Source organism: Tomitella cavernea, assembly GCF_016599145.1.
GTDB lineage: Bacteria > Actinomycetota > Actinomycetes > Mycobacteriales > Mycobacteriaceae > Tomitella > Tomitella cavernae.
Window position 1 is genome coordinate 1 of sequence record NZ_JAENKO010000073.1, and the last position, 12086, is coordinate 12086.

10 protein-coding genes, 1 tRNA gene, 1 other RNA gene and 1 pseudogene are annotated in these 12086 nt (G+C 71.0%); 8 read left to right on the top strand and 5 right to left on the bottom strand.

Translation table 11 applies throughout. The features are described 5' to 3' along the window. Window positions 1-124 precede the first annotated feature (124 nt). On the bottom strand, window positions 125-2881 hold the full coding sequence (gene aceE / locus JJ683_RS17520; RefSeq protein ID WP_307811028.1) for a pyruvate dehydrogenase (acetyl-transferring), homodimeric type: 2757 nt from the start codon (window positions 2879-2881) through the stop codon (window positions 125-127). A 641-nt stretch (window positions 2882-3522) separates the two neighbouring features. Between aceE and JJ683_RS17525 the strand changes: the two genes are divergently transcribed. The 3 genes from JJ683_RS17525 (at window position 3523) to JJ683_RS17535 (ending at window position 4624) form a co-directional block, all read left to right on the top strand. Further along, window positions 3523-3951: a DUF3052 domain-containing protein gene (locus tag JJ683_RS17525; protein ID WP_182347007.1), complete on the top strand. Its 429-nt coding sequence runs from the start codon at window positions 3523-3525 to the stop codon at window positions 3949-3951. A 39-nt stretch (window positions 3952-3990) separates the two neighbouring features. Next, complete coding sequence (locus tag JJ683_RS17530) at window positions 3991-4488, top strand: peroxiredoxin (protein ID WP_200176013.1); 498 nt, start codon at window positions 3991-3993, stop codon at window positions 4486-4488. Window positions 4489-4549: 61 nt separating this feature from the next. After that, window positions 4550-4624: transfer RNA gene (locus tag JJ683_RS17535), tRNA-Val, on the top strand. A gap of 66 nt (window positions 4625-4690) precedes the next feature. Here the strand turns inward: JJ683_RS17535 and JJ683_RS17540 are convergent. The 3 genes and pseudogenes from JJ683_RS17540 to JJ683_RS19510 form a co-directional block, all read right to left on the bottom strand. Next, entirely contained in the window at window positions 4691-4939 is a 249-nt protein-coding gene (locus JJ683_RS17540; RefSeq protein WP_200176014.1) for a hypothetical protein, read from the bottom strand. Between the two features lie 317 nt (window positions 4940-5256). Further along, window positions 5257-6063 (bottom strand): annotated as a pseudogene (locus tag JJ683_RS17545) (SURF1 family cytochrome oxidase biogenesis protein); the annotation flags it as partial. A gap of 36 nt (window positions 6064-6099) precedes the next feature. Further along, a complete protein-coding gene (locus JJ683_RS19510) occupies window positions 6100-7332 on the bottom strand; it encodes an arsenate reductase/protein-tyrosine-phosphatase family protein (protein ID WP_277952163.1) in 1233 nt (410 codons plus the stop codon). A gap of 174 nt (window positions 7333-7506) precedes the next feature. Here JJ683_RS19510 and JJ683_RS17560 point away from each other — a divergent pair, with 174 nt between their 5' ends. From JJ683_RS17560 to JJ683_RS17580, 5 genes are all read left to right on the top strand, one after another. Beyond that, window positions 7507-8682, top strand: coding sequence for a Nif3-like dinuclear metal center hexameric protein (locus tag JJ683_RS17560; RefSeq protein ID WP_307811026.1), 1176 nt, complete (start codon window positions 7507-7509; stop codon window positions 8680-8682). 143 nt (window positions 8683-8825) lie between these two features. Then, on the top strand, window positions 8826-9584 hold the full coding sequence (locus JJ683_RS17565) for a zinc ribbon domain-containing protein (RefSeq protein WP_200176017.1): 759 nt from the start codon (window positions 8826-8828) through the stop codon (window positions 9582-9584). 27 nt (window positions 9585-9611) lie between these two features. Beyond that, window positions 9612-10766, top strand: a complete 1155-nt coding sequence (locus tag JJ683_RS17570) for a bifunctional RNase H/acid phosphatase (protein WP_200176018.1) — start codon at window positions 9612-9614, stop codon at window positions 10764-10766. A gap of 51 nt (window positions 10767-10817) precedes the next feature. Continuing rightward, an RNA gene (gene rnpB, locus JJ683_RS17575) (RNase P RNA component class A) lies at window positions 10818-11252 on the top strand. Between the two features lie 175 nt (window positions 11253-11427). Next, entirely contained in the window at window positions 11428-11610 is a 183-nt protein-coding gene (locus JJ683_RS17580; protein ID WP_200176019.1) for a hypothetical protein, read from the top strand. A 28-nt stretch (window positions 11611-11638) separates the two neighbouring features. Here JJ683_RS17580 and JJ683_RS17585 read toward each other — a convergent pair. Continuing rightward, a partial coding sequence (locus JJ683_RS17585; protein WP_307811027.1) for a hypothetical protein occupies window positions 11639-12086 on the bottom strand: 448 nt, incomplete at its 5' end.

Here is a 12086-nt window from a genome sequence, read left to right on the forward strand (position 1 = left end):
CCACGTGCGTCGCAAGACACGCTCAAAGCGCCACGCAGGCAGGCCGCCCGGAAACGGAAGCGCCGCCACGGCAACCAGCCATGGCGGCGCTTCCTCCTGCGCTGTTGACAAAACCAACTACATATCAGTCGACGTTGGCCTGGGTGTTCTGCTCCGGTGCGGGCAGCACCTCGGCGATCCGGTACCGACGCGCGGCCTCGACTGGTGCGGAGTCGTCGACGCTGCCCTCGCGTGCGAGCGCTTGCAGCACGGCCACCACGACGGATTCGGCGTCGACGTTGAAGAAGCGGCGGGCCCCCTCACGGGTGTCGGAGAAGCCGAAGCCGTCCGTGCCGAGCGAGGTGTAGTCGCCGGGGATCCACTGGCGGATCTGGTCGGGCACCTGGCGCATCCAGTCGGACACCGCGATGAACGGCCCCTGCTCGCCGGCCAGCACCTGCTGCAGATACGGCGTGCGCGGCTCCGCCGACGGATCGCGCAGCGCGTCGCGCTCGCACTCGATGCCGTCCCGCCGCAGCTCCGACCACGAGGTCACCGACCAGACGTCCGCCGACACGCCCCACTCGTCGGCCAGGAGCTCCTGCGCGCGGAGCGCCCAGGGCATGCCCACGCCGGAGGCGAGGATGTGCGAGCGGGGGCCGTCGCCGTGCGACTTCGCGAGTCGGTAGATGCCCTTGAGGAGGCCCTCGACGTCGAGTTCGTCGGGCTCGGCGGGCTGGACCATGGGCTCGTTGTAGATGGTCAGGTAGTAGAAGACGTCCTCGCCGCCGAACCCGGGCGCCAGCGTGCCGTCGGGGTTCACCGTGCCCCCGTACATCCGGCGCAGCCCGTCCTTGATGATGTGGCCGAGCTCGTAGGCGTACGCCGGGTCGTAGGCGACGTTGCCGGGGTTGGTGGCGGCCAGCAGCAGCGAATGGCCGTCGGCGTGCTGGAGGCCCTCGCCGGTCAGCGTGGTGCGCCCGGCGGTGGCGCCGAGCACGAAGCCGCGCGTCATCTGGTCGGCCGCGGCCCAGAACCCGTCGCCGGTGCGCTGGAAGCCGAACATCGAATAGAAGATGTAGACGGGGATCATCGGCACGCCGTGGGTCGCGTAGGAGGTGCCGACGGCGGTGAACGATGCGACGGCGCCGGCCTCGTTGATGCCCTCGTGCAGGATGTGTCCGGACTCGGACTCCTTGTAGGCCAGCATCAGGTCGGCGTCGACCGAGGTGTAAGTCTGCCCGTTGGGGTTGTAGATCTTCAGCGACGGGAACCACGAGTCCATGCCGAACGTGCGCGCCTCGTCCGGGATGATCGGGACGATCCGCCAGCCGATCTCCTTGTCGCGCAGGAGCTCCTTGAACACGCGCACGAGCGCCATCGTGGTGGCGACCTCCTGCTTGCCCGATCCCTTCCGCACCACGTCGTAGGGCTTGTCGCCGGGGAGCGTGAGCGGCGTCGCCGCGGTGCGCCGCTCCGGCACGAAGCCGCCCAGCTTGCTGCGTCGGTCCAGCATGTATTGGATCTCGGGTGCGGCGTCGCCGGGGTGGTAGTAGGGCGGGAGGTACGGGTCCTGTTCGAGTTCGCCGTCCGAGACCGGGATCCGCATCTTGTCGCGGAACCCCTTGAGGTCGTCCAGGGTGAGCTTCTTCATCTGGTGCGTCGCATTGCGGCCCTCGAAGTGGGTGATCGAGTAGCCCTTGATGGTCAGCGCGAGGATCACCGTCGGCTGGCCGGTGTGCTGCATCGCCGCCGCGTACGCCGCATAGACCTTGCGGTAGTCGTGGCCGCCGCGCTTGAGGTTCCAGATCTGCTCGTCACCGAGGTCCTTCACCAGCTCCTTGGTGCGCGGGTCGCGTCCGAAGAAGTGTTCGCGGACGTAGGCGCCGTCCTTGGCCTTGTAGGTCTGGTAGTCGCCGTCCGGCGTGGCGTTCATGAGGTTGACCAGGGCGCCGTCCTTGTCCGCCTGCAGCAGTGCGTCCCACTCTCGGCCCCAGACCACCTTGATCACGTTCCAGCCGGCGCCGCGGAAGAACGATTCGAGCTCCTGGATGATCTTGCCGTTGCCGCGCACCGGACCATCGAGCCGCTGCAGGTTGCAGTTGATCACCCAGGTGAGGTTGTCGAGGCCCTCCATGGCGGCCACGTGCACCAGCCCGCGGGACTCGGCCTCATCCATCTCGCCGTCGCCCAGGAATCCCCACACGTGCTGCTGCGTGGTGTCCTTGATGCCGCGATTGTGCAGGTACTTGTTGAAGCGCGCCTGGTAGATGGAGTTCATCGGCCCGATGCCCATCGACACCGTGGGGTACTCCCAGAACTCCGGCATCAGGTGCGGGTGCGGGTAGCTGGGCAGCGCGCCCTTGGCGGCGTGGCTCTTCTCCTGCCGGAAGCCGTCGAGTTGCTCGGCGGGGATGCGCCCCTCGAGGAAGGCGCGCGCGTAGATGCCGGGCGAGGCGTGGCCCTGGATGAACACCTGGTCGCCGCCGCCGGGGTGGTCCTTGCCCCGGAAGAAGTGGTTGAAACCCACCTCGTAGAGCGCCGCGGACGAGGCGTAGGTGGAGATGTGGCCGCCGACGCCGATGCCCGGGCGCTGTGCGCGGTGCACCATGATCGCGGCGTTCCAGCGGATCCAGCGGCGGAATGTCCGCTCCACGTCCTCGTCGCCCGGGAACCAGGGCTCGTTCTCGGTGGGGATCGAGTTGACGAAGTCGGTCGAGGTCAGGGAGGGGAGCGCCACGTGCCGCTCACCGGCGCGCTCGAGCAGGCGCAGCATCAGATAGCGGGTGCGCCCGGGGCCGGACCGCTCGAGAAGGTCGTCGAGCGACTCGAGCCACTCGCCGGTCTCCTCCTGGTCGATGTCCGGCAGGTAGGAGGCCACGCCCTCGCGGATGACGCGCACCCGGTTGTCGCCGCCGCGCGACGGGCGGTGCGCCGCGCCCTGCGCGCCGGCTCCCGGCGCGGTTGCCTTACCGTCGACCGCCGGCTGCCCCTGGGCAGCGCGGGCCGGATCCTGGACTTCGTTCGACAAGCCGTACTCCTTGATGCGCGAGGGCGCTGGTGTGCGCCCGTATCCTGGCGCGCCCCCGGGGTGTGGGCGCGCGCCTACCGTGTGTCGGTGTCGGTACCGGCACGGCCTGCTGCGGGCACCACAGAGTGACCGCGCGACCGCGTCACTGTCCATCGTGCCTCAATGCACACCGGATGCCGCATGAGTTCCCACAGTCTGGTCGGTAACAAACACGTCCGGGCTCCGCAGACGGGAACCTGGCGACCAGGCATTCGAGCGGGAGGAGCGGGCGGGAAGTCGACGGTACCGCCCCGCGCAAGGGCGGAGTGGACGACAATCCGGGGCAGGGGTCACCTGCGGCGGATCCCGTGATCGGGCGTGATCTCGGCACGGGAGTACGACGACACGGGGATGACCACCTACCGTTGTGGTTGCGCTCGTGGCTCAGACCATGTTCGCTTTCAGGTGACCGGTATCCGCCGGGAGCCTGATCGGGCGGCCGAAAACCGCCCGAGACCCTCGAAAGAATGGAGATGACCACCGTGGTCGCCGCGGACGCCCAGAACTACCCGCAGATGCTCGGCATCGACGCCGATACGGTGGTGCAGGAGGTCGGTTGGGACGACGACACCGACGATGTGGTGAGAGAGGCCATCGAGTCCGTGATCGGCGGCGAGATGGAGGACGTCGACACCGACGAGGTGGTCGACGTCGTGCTCCTGTGGTGGCGCGAGGGGGACGGCGACCTGGTGGATGAGCTCATGGACATCATCAGCCCGCTGTCCGAGGAGGGCTTCGTGTGGGTGCTCACGCCGAAGACCGGCAGCGACGGTCACGTCGAGCCCAGCGAGATCGCCGAGTCCGCCCCCACCGCCGGCCTCATGCAGACGTCGTCGATCAAGCTCGGAGCCTGGACCGCGAGCCGCCTCGTGCAGCCCACGTCGCGGGCCATCAAGCGCTGAACGCGCGCCGGGCGTGCTGAACAGGAAGGACTGGTAGCGATGACCGATCGATCGCAGACCGTTCAGGGGGGGCCGAACATCGCGGTGGGGGACGAGGCACCCGACTTCACCCTCAAGGACCAGGACAACCAGCCTGTGACGTTGTCGTCGTTCCGTGGCCGGAAGAACGTGCTCGTGGTGTTCTACCCGCTGGCGTTCACCGGGGTGTGTCAGGGCGAGCTGTGCCGGGTGCGTGACAACCTGCCCACCTTCCAGAACGACGACACCGAGATCGTCGCCGTGTCGGTGGGGCCCTCGCCCACGCACAAGATCTGGGCGGCAGAACAGGGCTACACGTTCCCGCTGCTGTCGGACTTCTGGCCGCACGGCGCGGTGGCGCAGCTCTACGGCGTGTTCAACGAGGATGCCGGCATCGCCAACCGCGGGACGTTCGTCATCGACAAGGCGGGAGTCGTGCGCTTCGCCGAAATGAACGGGCCCGGCGAGCCGCGCGACCAGAGCGTGTGGGAGAAGGCGCTTGCGGCGCTGGCCGAGTGAATGCGCTAGATTGCTGGACGCACCGGAACGCCCGATCTGCGGGGCGGCCCGGTGCGTTTCGGGGCGTGTAGCTCAGCGGTAGAGCTCCTGTCTTACACACAGGCGGTCGCTGGTTCGATCCCAGTCGCGCCCACCACAACGACGAAGCCCCTCACCTGCATTGACGGGTGAGGGGCTCGGTGTTGTTCGCGCCGTCGAGCGGCTATTCCTGCTGGTACTCGTCGGCGTCGTCGAGCGGCTCTTCGCGTTCCTGATCGAGCGCGTCGGCCTCGTCGACGAACCGTTCGCCCACCGGGTTGTCGGGGTATCCGGTGTCGGCGTCGACTGTCGGCGTGGACTGATCCGCGCGGTCGGCGTCGGTCATCGTGTCGAGGTCGTCACCGCCGAGCGCGGCAGCCGAAGCGCCGGCGCGGGCGATCCTGTCTGCTGGGGTGCTCTTGTCAACGGCCATATCCACATCGTAGGCGAACTGCGGCCGCCCGTGCCGGGCTCCGCGGAGAGAACGCTCACCGGCGTCAGGCTCCGGCGTGGTCAGGACTTCTTGCCGTAGCGTTCTGCGAGAGTGCGACGCTGTACCTCGGGCAGCTCCTCGACGCGCGTGCGTTCGGGGGTCCGTACCGGCATCGGGGTGCGGGCACGGCGCTTCCTGCGGCCGCGCATCACGTGCGCGAACTCCTCCTCGTCCGCCGCCGCGGTCGGCTTCCGCTCCGGCGTGCGGGGTGCTTCGGCAGGGGCGGTGCCGGGTTCGTCGGCAGCGCCGCCGGCATCCTCCTCCGGCTCCGGACCGGCGCCGGGCGGCGGCCACGCGCCGGAGGCGACAGCCTGGTCGTAGGTGCGGCGGAGGCGGCGTTCCCGCAGCTCCGCCCACACGAAGTAGCCGACGCCCAGCGGCGCCATGATGCCGAAGGCCAGCCATTGCAGGCCGTAGGAGAGGTAGGGGCCGGAATCGAGCTGGGGCAGCGCGATCACCCCCAGGCCTCCGGGCTGGTCCGCCTCCAGTTGCAGATACCCCTGCAACAGGTCGACGTCGGTGAGCGCACCCACCTTGGCCGGGTCGATGGCGTACACCTGCGTCCAGCCGGCCTCGTGCACCGGTGGACGGTCGCCCGTCGCGTGCTCGGGTTGCCGCACGCGCGCGTCGAGTGTGATCGTCCCGCCGGGGGGAGGGGCGATCTGCGGCGGCTGCATCTGCTGGTCAGGACGCACATATCCGCGGTCGACGAGGATCGTGCGCCCGTCGTCCAGGCGGAACGGTGCGAGGACCTCGTACGCCGGGTCGCCCTCGATCGACCGCAGCCGCACCAGCACCTGCTTGTCCGCCAAATAATTGCCCGTGGCGGCGACGGGGCGCCACTCGTCGGCGTCGGCCACAGCGGTGGTGCCGTCGAAAACCTGGCCGACGGGGACCGGGTCGGCGTGCAGCGAGGCGGCGATCTTGTCGTTGCGGTCCGCGTTGCGGGAGTTCTTCCCCAGCTGCCAGGGCGCGAGGACCGTGAAGCACATGTAGGCGAAGGCGAGACAGAGCGCGATCAGCGCCAGCCACCCGGGCCGCAGCAGGAAACTCAGACGTCGCACGGCGTCAACGGTAGTCGATTGTCGGAACGGCGCTGGTCACGGGAGGTCCACGGGATTCTCGACCGCGGTCTCGGCGCGGCCGGACGCGGCGGCGCGGGCCCAGTCGACGATTCCCGGCGCCGCGGCCTCGAGCTGCCGGCGGACGGTGACGAAGCCGTCGTCCGCCCCGTAGTACGGGTCGGCGACGTCGGTCCCCGTGGCATCGTGGTCGAAGCTCCGCAGCATGCGAACCAGGGAGGGGTCGGCGCCGGCGCCCAGCAACGCGCGCCGGTGGCCGGAGTCGAGCGCGACGATGAGGTCGGCGGACAGGTGCTCCGGGCCGACCTGCGCGGCCGCATGGTCGACACCGTAGCCGTGCGCGCGCAGCTCGTCGCAGGCGCGCGGGTCGGCGGGGTCGCCCACATGCCAGTCGCCGGTGCCAGCGCTGGTGACGTGCACGGCGTCGGCCAGGCCCGCACGGCGGAGGTGTTCGCGGACGATCTGCTCCGCCATGGGCGACCGGCAGATGTTGCCCGTGCACACGAACGTCACGTGCACGGTGCCGGACGGGGCGGCGCGTGCGGACCGTGCGGCGGCGCCGGCGGGATCGGTCCGGCGCGCCAAGTACCGCAGCACTGTGGCGCTTAGTTGCTCCTGCGCGTCGACCACCCACGCGGCGCCCTCGGCCTCGCGGCGGGTGCCGTACCCCCACAGGACGAACGCGACGGGGATGCCGTGCTGCGCGGCGCCGGCCACGTCGTGGCTGCGGTCGCCGACGAGCACTACGGCGGGACCGTCCGCCGGAGCGGGATCGTCCACACCGAGCTCGGCCAGCGCGTGCGTGATGACGTCTGCCTTGGCGCGCCGTTCGCCGGCGGCGCCCGCGATCACCTCGAAGTGCCCGGCGAGGCCGTACGCGTCGAGGATCCTGCGCGCGTCCGTCTGCTGCTTCGACGTGGTGACCGCCAGCCGCACGCCGCGCGCCGCCAGGTCGGCGAGCACGTCGGCCATGCCGGGGAACACCGTCGACTGCTTCCACCCGGACGCGGAATAATCGGCGTGGTACGCGGCCAGCAGCTCCCGCGCCTGTTCCGGGGGGACGCCGAGCCCGGCCATCGTCTCGGACATCGGCGGCCCGACGATGCGGGAGCGTAGGTCGCCGTCGGGCTCGGGGACGCCATGGCCGGCGAGCGCGGTGCGGAAGGATCCGACCACACCGTCGGCGGAATCCATGATCGTGCCGTCGAGGTCGAACAGCACCAGGGGAGCGGACGGAGAAATGCCAGGCATGCCCGCATTGTCCCCGGTCCGGCGCGCACCCGGCGCCCGGGGACGCCGGGTGTGGTGCCGGGCACCCGGCGGGGTGCGCCATGCCGGTACCGTGCACTTCGGTAGGCAGTAGCGTGCCGGGCCCTGGCGGGCTCAGGTGCATCCGGATGGCCGGCGGCGGTGAGGAGCGCGATCGTGATCGGTGCGGCGGACGGGGAACCGGCGACGGAGGACGGGGGTGCCGTGCCCCTGGGCGAGATCATCGCGGCGCTCGACGAAGCCTACCCGCCGTCTCTGGCGCAGTCGTGGGATTCGGTGGGCCTGGTCTGCGGGGATCCCGCCGAGCCGGTCGCATCGGTGCTGCTGTGTGTCGATGCCACGTCCGCCGTGGTGGATCAGGCGGTCGATTCCGGCGCGCAGCTCATCGTCGCGCATCACCCCCTGTTGCTGCGCGGGGTCGACACTGTCGGCGCGCACACCCCCAAGGGCACGCTGGTGCACCGCCTCATCCGGTCCGGCTGCGCCCTGTTCACCGCGCACACCAACGCCGACAGCGCAGACCCCGGCGTGTCCGACGCGCTGGCGGCGGCGTTGGGTCTGACGGATACCGTGCCGCTCGATCCGCTGCCAGGGCCGACGCTGGACAAGTGGGCCGTGATGGTGCCGGGTGCCGAAACCCACCGCGTGCGGGCCGCGATGTTCGACGCCGGCGCAGGGCGCGTCGGCGACTACGACAGCTGCAGCTGGTCGGTGGAGGGCGACGGACAGTTCCGGCCTCTCGCCGGTGCGGAGCCGGCCATCGGATCGGTGGGCGCACTCGAGCACGTGCGCGAGCACCGCGTGGAGATGGTGGCGGCGCGCGCCCTGCGGGAACGGGTGCGGGCGGCAGTGCACGCGTCCCATCCGTACGAGGAACCCGCATACGACCTGATCGAGCTGGCGTCGGAACCGTCGGCGCGCGGCCTCGGCCGGATCGGGGAACTGCCGCGGGAGACGACGCTGGCGCAGTTCGTCGACCGTGTCGCGCAGTCCCTTCCGGCGACGGCCTGGGGTGTGCGGGCCGCCGGCGACCCGGATCGCCCCGTGCGCCGGGTCGCCGTGTGCGGAGGCAGCGGGGACTCGATGCTCGGGGCCGCCACCGCCGCCGGAGTGGACGCATACGTCACCGCGGACCTGCGGCACCACCCGGCGGACGAGCACCTGCGCGCGGGCGGGCCCGCGCTGGTGGACGTGGCGCACTGGGCGAGCGAATTCCCGTGGTGCGCCCAGGCCGCGAGCATGCTCAGGGCGGCCTTCGGAGACAGGTTGGCGGTCACCGTCTCAGGCGTGCGGACCGACCCGTGGACGATGGGCGCCTCCGCCACGGAATAGTGCCGGCGGCGCCGGGAGGGCGGGCGGCGGACCCAGCGGCCGCAGCGACGGCGGATGCCGGGGGCGGGCAGCCGGTGCCACTGTACGGTTGCAGACAATGGGGTCGCGGCGGGAGCGTCGTCGAGACGAATGGAGATATGCGCGTGAGAGCTGAACCGGATGTGCAGCGCCGGCTGCTGGACCTGGCCGAGATCGACACCGGGCTGGCCCAGGCAGCGCACCGGCGCCGCAATCTCCCCGAAGCGCAGGAGGCGCTGCGGATCGAGACGGAACGCAACGCGCAGAAGGACGCCGCGGTCAAGGTGGAGATGACCCTGGAGGATCTCGACCTCGACATCCGCAAGCTCGAGGGCGAGGTCGACGCCGTGCGCAAACGTGAGCTGCGCAATGCCGATCGTCTGGCTGCGGGCGGGATCCCCGCCAAGCAGCTCAGCGAGATGGAGCACGAGAACACCAGCCTGCAGCGCCGCCGCGGCGTGCTGGAGGACGATCTGCTCGCGGTGATGGAGCAGCGTGAAGCCGCGGGCGAAGATCTGGACCGGGCGGGCGCCCAGGTCGATGTGCTGGACCAGGAGCTGGGGGAGGCCCAGCGGCTGCTCCGCGAGGCCGAGGCGGACCTGACGGCCTCCGAGGAGTCGGCTCGCGCACGGCGGGCGGAATTGCTCGCCGCCGGCCTGCCGGACGAGCTGCTCGCCGACTATGAGCGGCAGCGGGAGAACTCCGGCATCGGGGCCGCACTGCTGCGCGCGCGCCGGTGCGGGGCGTGCCGGATGGAGATCGACCGCGCGGAGATCGAACGTATCAAGGCGGCCGATCCGGCTGAGGTGGTGCACTGCGAGGAGTGCGGAGCGATCCTCGTGCGCACGGGCGAATCCGGCCTGGGCACGTCCGCCGGGGCCTGACGGAAACCCACGGAAGGAGCCGGTGCCGTGAAGGTGATCGTGGAGGCCGACGGCGGTTCGCGCGGCAATCCCGGCGTGGCCGGTTACGGGGCGGTCGTGCTCGACGCCGTCGGCTACCCGGACGTGCGCACGGTCCTGGCCGAGTGCGCGGAGGGGATCGGACACGCCACCAACAACGTGGCCGAGTATCGCGGGCTGATCGCCGGCTTGGAGGCGGCGGCGGCGCAGGGCGCGTCGTCGGCGGCGGTGCACTTGGATTCCAAGCTCGTCGTCGAGCAGATGTCCGGCCGATGGAAGGTCAAGCATCCTGACATGATTCCGCTGGCCGACCGGGCCCGGAAGGCGGCGGCGCGCGTCGGCGCGGTGTCCTACACGTGGATACCGCGCGCGCAGAACGCGCACGCCGACCGGCTCGCCAACGAGGCGATGGACGGGACGCGGGGGACGGCAGCGTCTTCGCACAACGGTGACGGTGCGGGTGCGTCGGCGACGACCACGACGGCGGGCCGGGTGCACAAGGCGGCCGCAGCGGCGGCGCGGCCTGCGCCGGGGTGGACCGGGGCAATGGGCGACCCGTGCCGGATGGTGCTGCTGCGGCACGGGCAGACCTCACTGTCGGTGGAGCGGCGCTACTCGGGCCGCGGCGATGCCCCGCTGACGGAGACCGGCCTTTCCCAGGCGGCCTCTGCGGCGCGGCGTATCGGGGCGCGCGGAGGCATCGACGCGGTGGTGTCGTCGCCGCTGGCGCGCGCACGGTCCACCGCGGAGGCGGCGGCCGCATCCCTCGGCGTCCCGGTGGGGATCGACGAGGACCTCATCGAAACCGATTTCGGCGATTGGGAGGGCCTGACCTTCCGGGAGGCGGCCGAACAGTATCCGGCGCTGCACGCGCGGTGGCTGGGCGATCCCACGGTGGCGCCGCCGAACGGGGAGAGCTTCACGCAGGTGGCCGACAGGGTGGCGCGGGCGCATGCACGCGTGGCCGCGGAGCACCCCGGCGAAACGGTGCTGGTCGTTTCGCACGTCACCCCCATCAAGCTCGTGCTGCGGGCGGCGCTCGACGTGGGATACCCGCTGCTCTACAAGCTGCACCTGGACCTGGCGTCGCTCAGCGTGGCCGAGTTCTATCCGGATGGCGGGTCGTCGGTGCGCCTGGTCAACGACACAGCCCACCTGGGCTGACCGGGCGGCCGGACGCCGCCGCGCCGGGCCACGTATTGTGGCCGGTGCGGACGAGTCGGTGGGGCGGCCGCGGCACGGGGACCGGCGCCACTGCGTCCAGGCCCGTGTCGAGGAAAGTCCGGACTCCACAGAGCAGGGCGGTTGCCAACGGCAACCCGGGGCGACCCGCGGGACAGTGCCACAGAGAACAGACCGCCGGCGCGCACTCTTCGGGGCGCGGGCCGGTAAGGGTGAAACGGTGCGGTAAGAGCGCACCAGCGCTGCGGGTGACCGCAGCGGCTCGGTAAACCCCGCCCGGAGCAAGGCCGAAGGCCGCACCGGATCCATTGCGGATCGGGTGCGGCTGCGCAGGTGATCGAGGGCTGCTCGCCCGAGCCTGCGGGTTGGCTGCTCGAGGCACCCGGTGACGGTGTGTCCAGATGGATGGTCGCCGCCCGCGCTGATTCGGCGCGGGAACAAAATCCGGCTTACACACCGGCTCGTCCGCCCGCCGCTACGCAGTGGCCCCGCCCCATCGAGCAAGTATTCACTGTCTATTCGGGGCTGTGGGCGTGCGAAGAACAATTGGTCGAGACGGAGCACGACAACCACAGGGCGTGCCTGCCTCCCTGCACTGGCGGATCGCGCGGCGCAGCATCGGCGCCTGCGGCACACTGGGCCCATGAGCGACGAAGAGTGGTACTTCAACCTCGACGACCACACGGTGCACCGCGGTAAGGACTCCCGCGCCCTGAACCGGATGGGCCCCTACCCGGACGAAGCCACCGCCCGGCACGCCCTGGCGATCGCGAATGCGCGCAACGCGCAAGCGGATGCGGCGGACGACAATTGGGAGAACGGCTGAGCCGGCACAGCGCCACCGGGACTGCGGTCTAGAACCCCACCAGCGCCGAGGCGACGTCCGGCACCTCGAGGGCGCTGGTCACCCCGTCGTGTACGTCGGGGCAACTGACGGTGAGGATCTGATCGATCTTCTCGCGGTGCTGGGCGAGGTCGACGAGGTTCACGCCGTTCTGCGCCGCCCAGGTGACTACGACGCCGTTGAGCGTCACCTTGCCCGGGGTGATGGTGTAGGTGCGCATCGACTGCAACTGGTCGCCGAGGCTGCTGCACAGCGCGTCGGCCGCGGCGGGGGTGATGCCGGCGGGGAGCTCGCCGGCCGCCTGGGCCGAACCGGTGTCGGGCGCGGTGGGGGAGGTCGTGACGGAGGTGTCGGCGGCGTTCTTGGTGGCGGAGTCGGATTGCCCCGCCGCGGAGCACCCGGCCAGGACCGCCGCCGCGGCGGTGACGGCGGCGGCCGCGGGCAGTGCCCGGCGCAGC